This window comes from Haloarcula salina (genome assembly GCF_049603855.1).
GTDB lineage: Archaea > Halobacteriota > Halobacteria > Halobacteriales > Haloarculaceae > Haloarcula > Haloarcula salina_A.
Map to the genome: position 1 here is coordinate 90,767 of NZ_CP187146.1, position 14,774 is coordinate 105,540.

Below are 14,774 nucleotides of genomic sequence, written 5' to 3' on the forward strand. Positions count from 1 at the left end.
CGCGGAGACGCTGAAACCCGCGACGACAGTCGGAGCGTGGTACGGTGAGCGCTAACGACGCGATCCGGCGCGGCGACCCCGCGCTGATCACCGGCGCGTCGGCCGGAATCGGTGCGGCGCTGGCACGGGAGTTCGCCGCGAACGGGCACGATCTCGTGCTGGTCGCCCGACGCGAGGACAGACTGGCGAGCCTTGCTGACGATCTCGAATCCGAGGGAGTCGTGGTCACGCCGATCGCGATGGATCTGGACCGCGGGTCGGCCGCAGAAGACCTCTACGATGAGGTCAACGACCGCGGGCTGGACGTGGGCGTGCTCGTCAACAACGTCGGCGTGGGGACCTACGGCCCGTTCGCCGAGAGCGACCTCGACGCCGAGCGCACGCAGTTGCAGTTAAACGTCGTCCTCCCCGTCGAACTGACGCGGCTGTTCCTCGACGACTTCGCGGACGGCGGCGCGGTCCTGAACGTGGGGTCGGTCGCCGGCTTCCAGCCCGGTCCGTGGCTGGCGGGCTACTACGCGAGCAAGGCGTACGTCAACAGCTTCAGCGAGGCGCTGGCCGAGGAGCTTCGGGAGACGCCCGTCGACGTGACCGTGGTCTGTCCCGGCCCGGTCGACACCGAGTTCCAGACCCGCGCGGGGATGGGTGATTCCGCGGTGGGAACGCTCACCTCGAACACGCCCGAGGCGGTCGCGTCGGCGGCCTACGACGGCCTGGCCGCCGGTGAGACGGTCGTCGTGCCCCGACGGACGATGAGGGCGATCGACCTCCTCGGCCGCGTCCTGCCCCGCGGTGTCGTCCGGCGTGTCGCGAACTGGGTCAACGGCGACCGATAACGTCAGATCTGATAACGATCTGCTATTCGGACTCGAAAACTCCTATCCTCCTCTATCGTTCGGGTATATCTTTTTCAACTTCCGATAATCTGCGGGAGTGTTTATAAGCAGTACGTCGAAAGCGTTCGGTATGCCTACAGACCCGGTCGAACGGTACAAACAGTTCATACGGAAGACGCTCGCCATCGCCGGCGTCTCGGAGTCCATCGAACGGAAGGTGCTCGCCGCCGTCGGCCTGCAGTTCGCGGCCTCGGTCGCGCTGGCGCTCGTCTCGGTCGTCACGGGGGGGACCCTCCAGCTCCTCCTCACCGGGGCGCTGCTCGCCGGCGCGGTGGTCGCGTTCGCGAACACCGTGTTCATCACGCGGGAGGACCTCGTCGAACCGGTCGTGGCGATGTCCGAGAGCGCAGATCACATCGCCGCCGGCGAACTCGACGCCGACCTGCCCGAGAGCGACCGCGACGACGAGGTCGCGAGCCTGCTGGCGTCGTTCCGGTCGATGCACGCGTACCTCGAAACCGTCTCCGAGCAGGCTGACGCGCTCTCCAGACAGGAGTTCGACGCCGACGTGCTCGACGAGGACGTGCCGGGCACCTTCGGCCGGTCGCTGGAGCGGATGGCGGCGAGCATGGACGACTACACCACCGAACTCCAGGCGATGACGAGCGACCTCGAACGTCGGTCGCAGGCGCTCAACGACCTCGTGGTCGCCTTCGGCGAGGCCGCCGAGCGAGCCAAGGACGGCGACCTGACGGCGACCATCGACGAGGAGTTCGCCGCCGTCGACGACGAGCAGTTCGAGGCCGTCGTCGAAAACTACAACGACCTCGTGACGACGCTCGGGGACACGGTGGGGACCGTCGCGGCCTTCGCCGACGAGGTCGACGACACCAGCGACCACGTCACCCGGAGTGTCGAGGAGATCGACGACGCCAGCGACGAGATCGCCCGCTCGGTCCAGGAGATCTCCGCCGGAGCCAGCCAGCAGTCGGACCGCCACGCCGACGTGGCTTCCGAGATGAACACGCTGTCGGCCACGGTCGAGGAGATCGCCGCAACCGCCGAGAACGCCGCCGACACGGCCGAAAAGGCGAGCCGGCGGGGACGGGAGGGACGCGCCGACGCCGAGGCGGCCATCGACGAACTCGACGAGATGGAGACTCGGATCGGCGACATCGCCGCGTCGGTGGAGAGCCTCGGCGACCAGATCGGCGAGATCGACGAGATCGTCGAGGTCATCACCGACATCGCCGAGCAGACGAACATGCTCGCGCTGAACGCTTCCATCGAGGCGGCCCGCGCGGACGGCGAGGGCGACGGGTTCGCCGTCGTCGCCGACGAGGTCAAGACGCTCGCCGAGGAGACCCACGACGCCGCGACCGACGTGTCGAACCGCATCGAGTCGGTCCAGGCGGAGGCGACCGAGACGGTGACCGACGTGGAGGCGACGAACCAGCAGGTGACCGACAGCGTCGAGACCATCGAGTCGGCGCTCCGGGACTTCGAGGACATCGTCGACGTGCTCGGCGAGGTCAACGACTCGATCCAGGAGATATCGGAAGCGACCGCGGAGCAGTCCGACACCACCCAGGAGGTCGTCGACATGGTCGACGAGGTGGCGTCGGTGAGTGAACAGACCAGTTCGGAGTCCGAATCCGTCGCCGCCGCGACGGAGGAACAGACCGCGACCATCACGGAAGTGACCGACGAGGTGCAGGCGATGGCGTCACGGACCGACGATTTGCAGGACGTGCTCGACGAGTTCGAGGTCGCAGACGACGCGATCGGCACGTCGGGCGCGGTGGACGAATCGACCACCGTGCCGGCCGACGACTAGGCTCTCGGGTCTCGATCCGGGCCGGGGTAGGGACCGCTTTCTACGACGGCGTACAGCGATTCCGCATCGAACAGCCGGGCGAAGGCGTCCGGCGGCCTGACGCTCAGCGACGCGTGCCGACTCAGCGACGCGGCGGTCTTCGCGCTCCGCAGTCGGTCGTCGTAGGAGAGCAGGTGCGCCGCGCCACCCCGGTAGGCGGCGGCCAGTGCGGGGTGGTCGTCGGCGGGGTGTTCGACCAGTTCGCATTCAGATTCGAGTTGCGCTCGCCAGTCGGCCGCAAGCGACGCGTCGGCGAGGTCGCGGACGACGGCGGACGCGTCGTCGAGCAACGCCTCGCTCGCGACCAGCGTGACCCACGAGTGCCGGCGGACGTGATCGAGCGCCGCGCGGGCGTCGCCGTCGGGCCCACACAGCAGGTCCGCGGCGAGCACGTCTGCGTCGGCGACGATGCGGGCGGGCGAGGACTCAGGCATCGCCGTCCTCCGCCCGGTGGTCGGCGAGGGATTCGCAGACGGCCTCGACCGTGGTCTGGTACTCCGTCGCGCGCTCGAAGAGGGTCGCCCAGGTCATACCGGACGCAGGGTCGCGCCGGTGAAAAAGCCGCGCCGTCTGTCGTCCGTCGTCCGCTCGTCTGACGGGTGTTTATGCGCACCGGTTCCCTCCGAACCGATACGGGCGCGCTTCGACGGCCTCAGTGTGTGTCGGTGACACTGACAGCCATCCTATCCTCCCCTCACGCGCGCCCGGACACCGCGATCCTCCCTTTCGATATCCTCGCCGAGAGACCCGTCTCCGCAACTCAGGCCGGCGCGTCGCCGCGGAGCGTCGCCCGAACGTCGTCGAGGCCGCCGGGGTCGGCCATGACAGCGAGGCTGTCGCCCGGTTCGATCGTGGTCTGTGGCAGCGGAATCGTCATCGGCTCGTGGCCGCTGCCGTGGGCGTAGATGTGGGCGTCACCGGGCAGTTCCACCTCGACGACGCGCTGTCCGACGAAGGGCGACCCGTCCGGGACGCGGATGCTGGCGACGGAGAGCTGTTCGGTCAGGTCGGCGAGGACGTTGAAGTCGCCGCCCAGCAGCGCCGTCTTCGCGCCGGCCGCACCGAGGCGCTCGGGGTAGATGATCTCGTCGACGTCCGCGGCGTACTTCTCGTAGATCTCCTCGCGGTAGTCGGCGTCGATGCGCAGGACGGTTCGACAGCCGTGTTCCTTCCCGATCATGCAGGCGGTGAAGTTCGTGTTCAGGTCGCCGGTCAGGCCGCCGATGGCGTCGACCGACGCGACGCCGGCTTCCTCGAGAACGCTCTCCTCGTTGCCGTCCCCCTGGATGGTCGTGAACCCGGCTTCCCTCGCCCGTTCGACTTTGGCGGGGTCGTTGTCGACGATCGTGACCTCGTGGCCCTCGCTCTGCAGGATCCGCGCGGTTCGGATACCGACTCGGCCGTAGCCGACGATCAGGAACTTCATGGGCCACGGTACGACGGCCACTGTTAAAAATGTGAACGGGTAACAGGTGACAGGCTCAGTTAGCCTTCGGTCGTCGCCTGTTCGGTGCCTTCCTCAGTCCCGCTCTCGGTGGGTTCTTCGGTTTCCTCGATTGGCTCGGAGGTTTCGTCTTCAGTGGGTTCCTCGGTCTCGTTGCCGATGGGTTCCGCGGTTTCGTCTTCAGTGGGCTCTTCGGTTTCGTTGTCGATCGGAGCCTCAGTCTCGTTCTCAGTGGGCTCCTCGGTCTCGTTGTCGACGGGAGCCTCGGTCTCGTTTTCGGTCGGCTCCTCGGTTTCGTTGTCGATCGGAGCTTCGGTCTCGTTCTCAGTGGGCTCCTCGGTCTCGTTGTCGACGGGAGCTTCGGTCTCGTTTTCGGTCGGCTCCTCGGTCGGGGTCTCCGTCGGCTCCTCGGGGGCCTCTTCGACGGTGAGTTCGGCGAATTCGCCGTCGTCACGCGTGAAGACGCTGTGGACGTACGTCCCGGGATCGACGTCGGACGTCGAGAGGTTGAACGAGACGTCGGTCGTCTCGTTGGCCGAGAGGTTCACCGACTGGGTGGCGAGTCGCGCGCCGTCGAGTCGGAACTCGACGGACTGGGTCGTCTGGAAGTCGTTGGGGTTGGTGACGGTCGCGTTGACCGTGACGTTGTCACCGGCCGTGACGTTCGACGGGGCGTCCAGGCTGTCGAGCGTGAACGACTCGGAGACGGTGATCGCCGCGATCTGCCCGTCGTCGCTGGTGAAGACGCCGTGGCGGTACTCGCCCGTGTCGAGGCCGGTCGTGTTGGCCTCGAACGTGACGGACGCGCTCTCGTTGGCGTCGAGCGAGACGACCGTCCGCTCGACGACTTCGCCGCCGAGGCGGAACTCGACGGGCTCGGTCACGGCCTCGTCACCGTTGTTCGTCACCGTGGCGGCGACGGTCACGGTCGAGTTCGGTGCGGTGCTGTTCGGTGCTGTCAGCGAGTCGACGCTGACACCTGTGGTCGGTGCTGTCGGCGCTTCCTGTTGCGCTGTCGCGCCCGGGACGGCCCCCGCCTGTGCGGCGAGGCCGCCGGCGACGAGCAGCGCGACGAATACGGCGAGCGTATGGGTACGTATCATGGATAGTGTAGCTGTGGTGTGGCAGTGGTCGGAGGCAGTGCAGACGGTGAGATGGCGCACGGCTGTATAAACCGAATCGACCGTTCAGCGGCGAATAACGAGGTGCTAAGCCATAATTCGAGATTGGAAGGACGTGGGTGCGAACGTTGCCCGACCTTACTCCGGACGCGAAACGTTTGGATGGTTATTAAAACCGGCCTCCGGGTGATTCGACCGCGTTCTCGGGTCGTCGGGGTAGACGATGCAGGGCGCGAACGGCGGCGCAGTGTGTGACTCCGTCACCCGACACGTCGGCTTTCGACACCTGTTTACCCGTCGGCGGCCCAGCATTCGACGCTATGCGCGTGACGTTCCTGGGAACGAGTGGGGCCGTGCCGACGACCCAGCGCAACACCAGCAGCATCTTCTGCAACCGCGACGGCGACTACCTCCTCTTCGACTGCGGCGAGGGGACCCAGCGCCAGATGATGCGCTACGGCACGGGCTTTGCCATCGACCACCTGTTCGTCACGCACCTCCACGGGGACCACGTCCTCGGAATTCCGGGCCTGCTCCAGACGTGGGACTTCAACGAGCGCGACCGTGCCATCGCCATCCACACGCCGGCGGGCACCCGCGGCAACATCGAGCAACTGATTCAGGCCAACGGGACGACGCCGTCGTACCCGGTCCGCGTCAACGAGGTGTCGGCCGGCGACGTCGTCCTCGACCGCCCGGAGTACGAGGTCCGGGCCATCGAGACCGAACACCGCTGTGCCTGCGTCGGCTACGTCATCGACGAGGACGACCGCAAGGGGAAGTTCGACCGCGAGAAGGCCGAAGAGGAGTTCGGCATCCCACCGGGTCCGAAGTACTCGAAACTCCACCGCGGCGAGGCGGTCGAGCACGACGGCGAGACGATTCCGGCCGAGGCCGTGGTCGGACCGCCGCGGCCCGGCCGGACCGTCGTCTACACGGGCGATACGCTCCCGACCGAGAGCATCGTCGAAGCCAGCGAGGACGCCGACCTGCTGGTCCACGACGCCACGTTCGCCGAGGACCGCAACGAGCGAGCGAAGGCGACGGCCCACTCGACCGCGCGGGAGGCCGCCGACATCGCCCAGCAGGCCGGCGTCCGGTCGCTGGCGCTGACGCACATCTCGACGCGGTACGCCGGCGGAGCCGACCAGTTGGCCGCGGAGGCCCGCGACGCCTTCGACGGCGAGGTGTTCGTCGCCGAGGACGGGATGGAGCGCCACGTCCAGTTCCCCGACGCCGACGAATAACGGTCGAATATTGATGAAATAGTGCAGCATTTATCCTCTCGAACGGTACCACGACTATGACACAGCGACTGGTCCACGTCGGCCTGGGCGGACAGGGGTCCACCTGGGCGACCGACGCCATCCCACCGAACGTCGACGACGGCCGCATCGAAGTCGTCGCAGCGGTCGATACCGACCCCGAACGACTCGCACGCGCCGAGACGTACCTCGACCTCTCGCCGGAGCAGTGTTACACCGACCTCGAAACCGCGCTCGGCGAGCGCGAGGCCGACGTCTGCTCGGTCGTGACGCCGCCTTCGACCCACGAACCGGTCGTCGAGACGGCGCTCGAACACGACCTCCACATCATCTCGGAGAAGCCCGTCGCCGACACGCTGGAGGGGTCGGTCCGCATCGCCGAGAAGGTCAGCGACGCCGGCAAGAAGATGGGCGTCACGATGAGCCACCGCTTCGACCGCGACAAGACGACGTTCCGACGCGCCGTTGCCGAGGCGGGCGCGGTCGACTATCTGACGGGGCGCTACACCGGCAACGTCCGCGAGCGCGGCTTCTACGCCGACTACGTCTACGAGATGGACGACATGCTCCTGCTCGACGGCGCGATTCACCACCTCGACATCCTCGCGTCGCTGGCCGACGCGCCCTGCGAGCGGGTGTACGCCGAGACGTGGACGCCGGAGGGGGCCGACTACGACGGCGACTGCGCCGGTCTCGTGACGCTGCACTTCGCCGACGGGACGCGCGCCCAGTACGAGGGCAGTTACGCCAACGCGACGACGCTCAACGGCTGGGGTCACGAGCAGTTCCGCGCCGAGTGCACGGACCAGACCGTCGTGCTCGACCGCCGCGACGTCGAGCGGTTCCACGCCGACGACTACCCGGTCGGGAACTTCGAGAGCATCGGCAACGGCGACGGCGAGACGGTCCCGCTGGCCGAGCGCCCCCACTGGAAGAACGCCTGGCTCATCGAGCAGTTCGTCGACTGGGTCGAGGGCGGCGAGCCGATGCCGACGAGCGTCGACAGCGTCCTCGAATCGATGGCCATCGTCTTCGCGGCCATCGAGAGCAGCGAAACCGGCGAGGCCGTCGACGTGCAGGACATGCTCGACGAGGCCCGCACCTACGCCTGACTACTCGCTCCGAGCGCCGCGGAACACGTCGCCGCGTCGCTCGTACTCCATCTCCTCGCAGACGGCCGCCGCCACGTCCGCGCCCCACTCGCGCTCGACGAGATAGAGCGCGAGGTCGAGGCCGGCCGTGACGCCGCCGCAGGTCAGCACGTCGCCGTCGTCGACGACGCGCGCGTCGACCACCTTCGCGTCGGTCGCTCGCAGGTCGTCGAGCGCGCCGCCGTGTGTCACCGCTGGTCGGTCGTCGAGGATGCCGGCCCGCGCGAGCAACATGCCGCCGGTGCAGACGCCGGCGACGGTCGCCCCGCGGTCGTGAGCCGCCGCGACGGCGTCGGGCAGGTCGCCGCGCTCGGCCTCCGCCCACGCACCCGCGTCGCTCCGCGCGTTCCAGCCGCCGCCGGCCACGACGAGGAGGGCAGGGTCGGCGTCGGCCAGCGGGCCGTCCGGTTCGACCCGGAGGCCGTGGCTCGCGGTGACCGTCTCGGCGTCCCGGACCGAACGGAGCGTCACGTCCCACGACGCGCCCATTCGCGCCGCGTTCTCGAACACCTCGTAGGGGCCGACGGCGTCCAGTTCGTCGAACCCGTCGAAGCAGACGACTGCCACAGTGTCCATGCGTTCATCTCGGGTCCCGCCGGCAAATAGCCACGCGCTCGCTGGCCGAGACGCCTGCGACGGTCTCTCGGGCTGTTCGTGCTGACTTCGCGTGGCCGACCCACTCTCCGGGTCCGTCACCACTGGTCGACCGGCAAACACTTTTCCCCCGGTGGCGTGTCAGAATCGCCCGATGGCAACCGCCCTCCATCCCTCCAAGACCCTCCTCGTGGTCCTCGCCATCGGCCTGCTCTGTGGCACGGTTCCGCTCTTCGTCGGGACGCCACAGCAGGACGACTGCCAGTATCAGGCGACGGCGTTCGACCCCGAGACCGAAGCGAACGTCCTGGCGCACCGCTCGGACGACGTGACGAACCTGTCGTACTACGACGACACGAACCGAACCCGGCGGCTCGTCCGTCGGGCCACCAACGGCGAGGCGGTCACGTTCGCCACGAACGACAGCGAACTCTCTGGCCTCCCCCACGAGAACGAACACGCCGTCTACCGCGGCGAGTACTACCGCCTGAACGTCACCGAACGCGACGAGACGGCGACCCTCAGACTCGAACCCCGCAGTGCGGACGCGTTCGTGAGCGACCTCGCGGTCGAGTACGAGTCCGCCCGCCCATCGGTCCAGCGGGTGGTCGACCGTGGGAACGGCACCGTCTCGGCTGCCAACGCGTCGGCACCGATCGGGTTCGGCGGCGGCGTTCCCTCCGTCGTAGAGAAAGACGGCACGTACTACGTCGTCGAACCGACGAACGAACTGGCCGTCATCGCCCGGTTCCTGCTCGGCATGGCGTGGCTGATGGTCGGCCAGACGCTGGTGTGGCTCGCCGGCGGCTACCTCGGTGCCGGGCTGGGCGTGTACGCCGTGCAAGTCGCTCGCGGACGACGCCGGGCGCTCACCGCTCGCTCGGTGGCCGTCGTGGTCGCGCTGGTCGCGGTCGCCAGCGGGGTCGGAACCGCCGTCTGGCAGGTCACTGTGGCCGGAGCGACGTGGGGAGGCGGCGAGGCCCTCCTCCTGAGCGCGGTCATGGCGGCCCCGTCGGCCGTCGCGCTGGCGTTGCTCCTCGGCGTCGGCGTGGCGCTCCGCCGCCGGTCTTCGGACACCGAACTCGTCACCGCCGGTGCGCTCGTCGTCGGTGCCGTCCTCGTCGGTGCGGCCGTCGACGCCGCGATGGCGGGGTCGGTGTTCCTGTTCGTCTCGACGGCCGTCATCGACACCGTGACGACGACCGTCTTCGGACTGCCACTCGCCGCGCTGGGATACGTCCACGCCGACGCGAAACCAGCCGGAAGCGCCTGACGGCGCTCACCGGGCCACCTCGCTAGCAGTTCACACTGTGCCCCAGCGCTCTTTTGCGTCCCCGTCCAGGCCACCAGTATGTCTCACCCGTTCCACATCGTCGACGTGTTCGCCAGGCAGCGCTACGCCGGGAACCAGCTCGCCGTGGTGACCGACGCCGGCGACCTCGACGGCGAGGAGATGCAGGCCATCGCCGCCGAGATGGATTACTCCGAGACGACGTTCGTCACCGGGGAGCCGACCGACGGCGCGTGGCCGGTCCGCATCTTCACGCCCGCCGCGGAGATTCCCTTCGCCGGCCACCCGACGCTCGGCACCGCCGCTGTGATCCGCGAGCACCTCGCGGACGGCCGCCCGGAGTCGGTGGCGCTCGACCTGGACGTGGGCGAGGTCCCCGTCGAGGTCCGCCGGCGCGACGGCCGCGAGACGCTGTGGATGACACAGCGCCCGCCGACGTTCGGCGAGGAGCTGGAACACGCCCGCCTCGCAGAGGTGCTCGGACTCCCGGTCGCGGACCTCGACGGCGACTGGCCGGTCCAGGTGGTCTCGACGGGGCTGCCGACCATCGTGGTTCCGGTGGCCGATCGGGCCGCGCTGACGGCCATCGACCTCGACCGGGCGGCCTACGACGCCGTCACCGGCGACCGGGAGGCCAAGAACGTCCTCGCCGTCTGCCGGGACCCGCGCGATGACGACAACGACCTCGCAGTCCGGGTGTTCGCGCCGTTCTACGACGTGCCCGAGGACCCCGCGACCGGCTCGTCGAACGGCTGTCTGGCCGCCTATCTCGCCCGTCACGAGGTGCTCGGCGGCCCCGTCGTCGACGCCCGCGTCGAGCAGGGCTACGAGATGGGGCGACCGTCGCTGTTGCACCTCGCCGCCGACGCGACGGGCGACGCGGTGGCGGTGGAGGTGGGCGGCGGCGTCGTGCCCGTCGCCCGCGGCGACCTGCTGTAGCGGCCGCGACCGGCACACTCATTTCGGCCCCGGCGGAATCCCGTCGTATGGATCTCGCACACGTTGCGATCTGCGTCACGGACCTCGACCGCGCGATGGAGTTCTACGGCGACCTCGGCTTCGAAGAGACCCACCGCTTCACGCTCGATGGCGTGACGAACGTCTATCTCGGCCGCGACAGCGACGGCGCGGCCGACCTGCAACTGCGCCACGACCCGGACCGGACGACCCCCATCGCCCCCTCGCGTGCGGACGTGGACCACGTCGCCTTCACGGTCGAAGACGTGGACGACACCTACGAGACGGCCATCGACGCCGGCGCGGCTCCGGTGGTCGAACCGACGGAAATCGACGCCGCCGGGGCCTACGTGACTTTCGTCGAGGACCCCGACGGATACACGCTGGAGTTCTACCGCTGGCTCTGAGGCGCACAAGAGGGCCGTCCGGGCGGGCCGGTAGCACCAATATTCAACTGTGAGTCGGGAGAATCCGTCTCCTGTGAGTACCTACTCTATCGCCGTGATTCCCGGCGACGGCATCGGCCCGGCTGTCACACGCGCATCGGCCGAGACGGTGGCGGACGTGGCGGACCGGTTCGGATTCGCGGTCGAGACGACGGAGTTCGACTGGGGGACGGAGCGCTACCTCGACCGCGGGGCGATGATGCCCGAGGACGGACTCGACCGACTGGCCGAGTTCGACGCCGTGTTCCTCGGCGCGGTCGGTCACCCCGACGTGCCCGACCACGTGACCCTCCACGGGCTGTTGTTGCCGATCCGAAAGGGGTTCGACCAGTACGTCTGCAAGCGGCCGAACGTCCTCTTCGAGGGCATCGAGAGCCCGCTCCGGGGATACGAGGGCGGCGACATCGACTTCGTGGTCTACCGGGAGAACACGGAGGGCGAGTACGCCGACATCGGCGGCCGCGAGCACGCGGGCTTCGAGCACGAGGCCGCGGTCCAGTCGGCGCTGTTCACCCGGCGCGGGACCGAACGCATCGTCCGTGCGGCCTTCGAGGCGGCGACGGAGCGCGCGGGCACGCTCACCAGCGTCACCAAGTCGAACGCGCAGGCCCACAGCATGGTGTTCTGGGACGACGTGGTGGCGGACGTAAGCGAGGAGTACCCCGAGGTGTCGGTCGAGCGGATACTGGTCGACGCGGCGGCGATGGACCTGATCCGCCGGCCCGACGAGTTCGACGTGGTCGTCGCGTCGAACCTCTTTGGCGACGTGCTGACCGACATCGGCGCGCAGGTCACCGGCAGCATGGGACTCGCTCCGTCGGGGAACATCCACCCCGGTGAGGCGTACCCTTCGATGTTCGAGCCGGTCCACGGCAGCGCCCCCGACATCGTCGGCGAGGGCGTGGCGAACCCGCTCGCGGCCGTGCTCTCGTGGTCGATGCTGTTCGAGGACCTCGGCGAGGACGACGCGGCGGCGGCCCTCTGGGACGCCGTCGCCGAACAACTCGCGGACGAGTCGGCCCCGCGGACGCCCGATCTCGGCGGCGACGCCGGCACCGAGGCGGTCGTGGCGGACCTCCGGGACCGCCTCTGAGCCGCACGGCGCGGGTGGCGACCGCGACCCCACTCCCGCTCGCTGTGTCCGCGTGACCGCCGGAGAGACAACCGTTATGCCCGTCCGGTCTGTAGCGGCCCCGGTGTGACGGCGAGACGTGATCGAATGCCGATCTGGCGGGAGGCGCGTCGACGCGGGACGGAGGCACACCGCGGGACGTCCGCGGCGCGTGACCCGCGGCCCAACGGTGGGTGTCGGCCGTGAAGTCGGGCGTGCGACTCCCGTCGCTCTCGGGGCTCCGGCGGTTCGACGCGCTGGCGTTGACCTCGGCGCTCTGGTTCCTCGGGAAGTTCGTCCGGTACGCGTTCCCGCCGCTGTTCGAACAGCTGGCGGGCGTCTACGACGTGTCGACGGCAGTGCTCGGAACCGCCTTCAGCGCCCTCCTGTTCGTCTACGCGCTAATGCAGTTCCCGTCAGGGTGGCTCGCCGACCGGTTCAGCTCCGTCGTCGTTATCGGTGCCGGGGCGACGGGTGCGGCGCTCGGTGCGCTCGTCCTCGCCGTCGACGGGCCGCTGGCGGTCCTCGTCGGAGCGATGGTGGCCATCGGAGCCGGAACGGGGACGCTGAAGACGGTCGGCGTCCGACTGCTCTCGCGGACCTACCCCGCCCAGACCGGGCGCGTCCTCGGCGTGTTCGACACGTTCGGAACCTTCGCCGGGGTCGCCGCGCCGGCCGTCGCGCTCGCCTTCGCGGCCCGGCCCGGCGTGGTGGGGGCCGGCTGGCGGACGACGTTCCTCGCCGCGGGCGTCGCCACCGTCGCCGTGGCCGCCGCCTTCGTCGCGCGGGTCCCGCACCGGCTCTCGGCCGCTGGCGCCGCCGGCACCGACGGGGACGCCGACGTGTCGCTGTCTTCGTATCTCTCCCTGTTCCGCCGGTGGCGCTTCACGGCGTTCGTCGCGGTCGCAGTGCTGTTTTCGTTCGTGTTCAACGGGACCATCGCCTTCCTCCCGCTGTTTCTCACGCGACAGGCCGGGTTCGGGCCCGGCACCGCGGGGCTCCTCTACAGCGCCCTGTTCGCCGTCAGCCTCGTCCAACTCGTCACCGGCGAGGTCAGCGACCGTGTCGGCCCGCTCCCGGTGCTCGCGGCCACGCTCGGCCTCTCGTCGACCGCACTGGCCGGCCTGATCGTCCTCGCGGGAGACGCCGGTCCGCTGGCGGTCGGTGCCGTGGTCGCGGTGCTCGGCATCGGCATGCACGGGTACCGCCCGGTCCGGGGTGCCTACCTGATGGCCGTCATCCCGTCGTCCGTCGCCGGCGGCAGCCTCGGCGTCGTCCGCACCCTGCTGATGATCGCCGGCGCGCTCGCCCCGGCGGTCGTCGGCGTCCTCTCGGAGACGGCCGGCTTCCCACCCGTGTTCTGGGGTCTCACGGCCCTGCTGGCGCTCTCGACGGGACTCACCGGGGTGCTGTGGGTCGCCGGAGACTGACCTCTGGGACTGTGTTCGTCGCCGTCGCTTCTCACTCACAGCCAGTCGGAGAACATCTCGCTCACGGCTCACTCCGCTCGCCGCTGCGACTCGCGTGCTCAAACCACAGCGGTGGCGCACACTCGCTCACGGATGCTGAGAACACGCTACGCGGTTCTCGGCGGTCTGTTCGCAGTAGAAACGCCAGGACTGGGATTTGAACAGATGGGAGACGGTCCGGGCGTGCGGCCTCCACTTCGGTCGGCTGTTCCGGGGCTGCGACTCCCGTGTTCAAATCCCAGCGTCGGGGGTCACCGTCACGGGGGACGCGGCGCGATGAAACGCGCCGCTCACAGTCAGATTCCGTAGAAACGTCCGCTCACGGCTCACTCCGTTCGCCGTTCGCGGTTTCGGAAGTTCTCACTTCGTTCGAACTTCCCTACGCCAGGACTGGGATTTGAACCCAGAATCCCGAAAGGGAACACGCTTTCCAGGCGTGCGCCTTACCGTTCGGCCATCCTGGCACGCAGACGAGAGTCCGGGGGCGGCCGATTAAGGGCTTTCGTTTCCGAACAGGCGCGGCTGGGTGGCGTAGGTGGCCAGCGCGGCCCCGACGGCGACGGCCAGCGTGACCCCGGCCTTCACCGCGACCGTGACCGGCACGCCGGCGAGGAGTTCGTAGCCCTGGACGAGCACGAGGAAGGCCAGCCCGCCGACGACGCCCCACAGCAGACTCGATTTGGTCCGTGGCTTCATCGGTGCTGGGAAGCGGCCGCGCCGATACTTGCTGTCCTGACGGTTCGGTCCATATCCGAAATCGGGACCGCCGTCGTCAAAACACCGCCGAAATCAGAGCAGGAGCGTGACGATGGCCAGCACGACGAAGACCACGACGAGGAGCTTCGCGACGCGCATGCTCAGGCCGGCGACCCCGCGGAACCCGGCGACGCCGGCGATCAGCGCGAGGACGAAGAAGACGATGGCGTAGTACAGCAGGCCGCCACCGCCGGCCTGGAGCGGGACGGCAGTCGAGAGCGCGGCGAGGGGTGCGACTACCATTGCGACCACCCGGCGGAACGGCGGTGCGACGACGGTTGTCCGGGACGCGTCTGCGGCTGTTGTGGCATTCGTGACATGATTTTCCGTTCGAGGCCCGGTCCCCACCGTGTTGTGCTTGCGAGCGCATCCAGCGCGGAACGGGCCGCAGCGGGACGTGCGAGGACCGCCGACGTCGGTGACGCGAGCGCCCGCGACCAGGGAGGGTATCAGACGC

The 14,774-nt window shown here is 69.0% G+C and carries 15 protein-coding genes and 1 tRNA gene; 9 read left to right on the plus strand and 7 right to left on the minus strand.

Translation table 11 applies throughout. The features are described from left to right. The first annotated feature begins 44 nt into the window (after window positions 1-44). Window positions 45-836, plus strand: coding sequence for an SDR family NAD(P)-dependent oxidoreductase (locus tag ACOZ4I_RS00490; protein ID WP_424001944.1), 792 nt, complete (start codon window positions 45-47; stop codon window positions 834-836). Between the two features lie 130 nt (window positions 837-966). After that, window positions 967-2,673 carry a methyl-accepting chemotaxis protein gene (locus ACOZ4I_RS00495; protein WP_424001946.1) on the plus strand — a complete coding sequence of 569 codons (1,707 nt, stop codon included), beginning with the start codon at window positions 967-969 and terminating at the stop codon, window positions 2,671-2,673. Here the strand turns inward: ACOZ4I_RS00495 and ACOZ4I_RS00500 are convergent. The 3 genes from ACOZ4I_RS00500 to ACOZ4I_RS00510 all read right to left on the minus strand — a co-directional run bounded on the left by ACOZ4I_RS00500 (window position 2,670) and on the right by ACOZ4I_RS00510 (window position 5,259). Further along, window positions 2,670-3,146 carry a DUF7384 family protein gene (locus ACOZ4I_RS00500; RefSeq protein WP_424001948.1) on the minus strand — a complete coding sequence of 159 codons (477 nt, stop codon included), beginning with the start codon at window positions 3,144-3,146 and terminating at the stop codon, window positions 2,670-2,672. The two genes, ACOZ4I_RS00495 and ACOZ4I_RS00500, sit on opposite strands and share 4 nt — an antisense overlap. A 326-nt stretch (window positions 3,147-3,472) precedes the next feature. Then, a complete protein-coding gene (locus tag ACOZ4I_RS00505; protein ID WP_424001950.1) occupies window positions 3,473-4,138 on the minus strand; it encodes a potassium channel family protein in 666 nt (221 codons plus the stop codon). 59 nt (window positions 4,139-4,197) lie between these two features. Further along, window positions 4,198-5,259 (minus strand): CARDB domain-containing protein, encoded by a 1,062-nt coding sequence (locus tag ACOZ4I_RS00510; protein WP_424001952.1) that lies wholly within the window; start codon window positions 5,257-5,259, stop codon window positions 4,198-4,200. 338 nt (window positions 5,260-5,597) lie between these two features. Between ACOZ4I_RS00510 and rnz the strand changes: the two genes are divergently transcribed. Both rnz and ACOZ4I_RS00520 read left to right on the plus strand, forming a co-directional pair. Beyond that, window positions 5,598-6,524 carry a ribonuclease Z gene (gene rnz / locus ACOZ4I_RS00515; protein ID WP_424001954.1) on the plus strand — a complete coding sequence of 309 codons (927 nt, stop codon included), beginning with the start codon at window positions 5,598-5,600 and terminating at the stop codon, window positions 6,522-6,524. 56 nt (window positions 6,525-6,580) lie between these two features. Then, window positions 6,581-7,654, plus strand: coding sequence for a Gfo/Idh/MocA family protein (locus ACOZ4I_RS00520; protein WP_424001956.1), 1,074 nt, complete (start codon window positions 6,581-6,583; stop codon window positions 7,652-7,654). Here the strand turns inward: ACOZ4I_RS00520 and ACOZ4I_RS00525 are convergent, their stop codons facing one another. Next, window positions 7,655-8,269, minus strand: coding sequence for a DJ-1/PfpI family protein (locus ACOZ4I_RS00525; protein WP_424001958.1), 615 nt, complete (start codon window positions 8,267-8,269; stop codon window positions 7,655-7,657). Between the two features lie 172 nt (window positions 8,270-8,441). Here ACOZ4I_RS00525 and ACOZ4I_RS00530 point away from each other — a divergent pair, with 172 nt between their 5' ends. From ACOZ4I_RS00530 to ACOZ4I_RS00550, 5 genes are all read left to right on the plus strand, one after another. Then, window positions 8,442-9,560, plus strand: coding sequence for a hypothetical protein (locus ACOZ4I_RS00530; RefSeq protein ID WP_424001960.1), 1,119 nt, complete (start codon window positions 8,442-8,444; stop codon window positions 9,558-9,560). A 78-nt stretch (window positions 9,561-9,638) separates the two neighbouring features. Continuing rightward, window positions 9,639-10,517 (plus strand): PhzF family phenazine biosynthesis protein, encoded by an 879-nt coding sequence (locus ACOZ4I_RS00535; RefSeq protein ID WP_424001962.1) that lies wholly within the window; start codon window positions 9,639-9,641, stop codon window positions 10,515-10,517. A 47-nt stretch (window positions 10,518-10,564) separates the two neighbouring features. After that, a complete protein-coding gene (locus tag ACOZ4I_RS00540; RefSeq protein WP_424001964.1) occupies window positions 10,565-10,942 on the plus strand; it encodes a VOC family protein in 378 nt (125 codons plus the stop codon). A gap of 73 nt (window positions 10,943-11,015) precedes the next feature. Further along, on the plus strand, window positions 11,016-12,074 hold the full coding sequence (locus ACOZ4I_RS00545) for an isocitrate/isopropylmalate dehydrogenase family protein (RefSeq protein ID WP_424001966.1): 1,059 nt from the start codon (window positions 11,016-11,018) through the stop codon (window positions 12,072-12,074). Window positions 12,075-12,295: 221 nt separating this feature from the next. Further along, on the plus strand, window positions 12,296-13,522 hold the full coding sequence (locus tag ACOZ4I_RS00550; RefSeq protein ID WP_424001968.1) for an MFS transporter: 1,227 nt from the start codon (window positions 12,296-12,298) through the stop codon (window positions 13,520-13,522). Between the two features lie 421 nt (window positions 13,523-13,943). Here ACOZ4I_RS00550 and ACOZ4I_RS00555 read toward each other — a convergent pair. The 3 genes from ACOZ4I_RS00555 to ACOZ4I_RS00565 all read right to left on the minus strand — a co-directional run bounded on the left by ACOZ4I_RS00555 (window position 13,944) and on the right by ACOZ4I_RS00565 (window position 14,560). Then, a tRNA-Ser gene (locus tag ACOZ4I_RS00555) sits at window positions 13,944-14,025 on the minus strand. A gap of 28 nt (window positions 14,026-14,053) precedes the next feature. Next, window positions 14,054-14,257 (minus strand): hypothetical protein, encoded by a 204-nt coding sequence (locus tag ACOZ4I_RS00560; RefSeq protein WP_424001970.1) that lies wholly within the window; start codon window positions 14,255-14,257, stop codon window positions 14,054-14,056. Between the two features lie 93 nt (window positions 14,258-14,350). Continuing rightward, window positions 14,351-14,560, minus strand: a complete 210-nt coding sequence (locus tag ACOZ4I_RS00565) for a DUF1328 family protein (protein ID WP_424001972.1) — start codon at window positions 14,558-14,560, stop codon at window positions 14,351-14,353. Between the last annotated feature and the right edge of the window lie 214 nt (window positions 14,561-14,774).

Excerpts from the sequence above, each read along its gene's own strand:
- ACOZ4I_RS00495 (WP_424001946.1), top strand. The coding sequence starts at position 967 with ATGCCTACAGACCCGGTCGAACGGTACAAACAGTTCATACGGAAGACG.
- ACOZ4I_RS00500 (WP_424001948.1), bottom strand. The coding sequence starts at position 3,146 with ATGCCTGAGTCCTCGCCCGCCCGCATCGTCGCCGACGCAGACGTGCTC.
- ACOZ4I_RS00505 (WP_424001950.1), bottom strand. The coding sequence starts at position 4,138 with ATGAAGTTCCTGATCGTCGGCTACGGCCGAGTCGGTATCCGAACCGCG.
- ACOZ4I_RS00510 (WP_424001952.1), bottom strand. The coding sequence starts at position 5,259 with ATGATACGTACCCATACGCTCGCCGTATTCGTCGCGCTGCTCGTCGCC.
- rnz (WP_424001954.1), top strand. The coding sequence starts at position 5,598 with ATGCGCGTGACGTTCCTGGGAACGAGTGGGGCCGTGCCGACGACCCAG.
- ACOZ4I_RS00520 (WP_424001956.1), top strand. The coding sequence starts at position 6,581 with ATGACACAGCGACTGGTCCACGTCGGCCTGGGCGGACAGGGGTCCACC.
- ACOZ4I_RS00525 (WP_424001958.1), bottom strand. The coding sequence starts at position 8,269 with ATGGACACTGTGGCAGTCGTCTGCTTCGACGGGTTCGACGAACTGGAC.
- ACOZ4I_RS00530 (WP_424001960.1), top strand. The coding sequence starts at position 8,442 with ATGGCAACCGCCCTCCATCCCTCCAAGACCCTCCTCGTGGTCCTCGCC.
- ACOZ4I_RS00535 (WP_424001962.1), top strand. The coding sequence starts at position 9,639 with ATGTCTCACCCGTTCCACATCGTCGACGTGTTCGCCAGGCAGCGCTAC.
- ACOZ4I_RS00540 (WP_424001964.1), top strand. The coding sequence starts at position 10,565 with ATGGATCTCGCACACGTTGCGATCTGCGTCACGGACCTCGACCGCGCG.
- ACOZ4I_RS00560 (WP_424001970.1), bottom strand. The coding sequence starts at position 14,257 with ATGAAGCCACGGACCAAATCGAGTCTGCTGTGGGGCGTCGTCGGCGGG.
- ACOZ4I_RS00565 (WP_424001972.1), bottom strand. The coding sequence starts at position 14,560 with ATGGTAGTCGCACCCCTCGCCGCGCTCTCGACTGCCGTCCCGCTCCAG.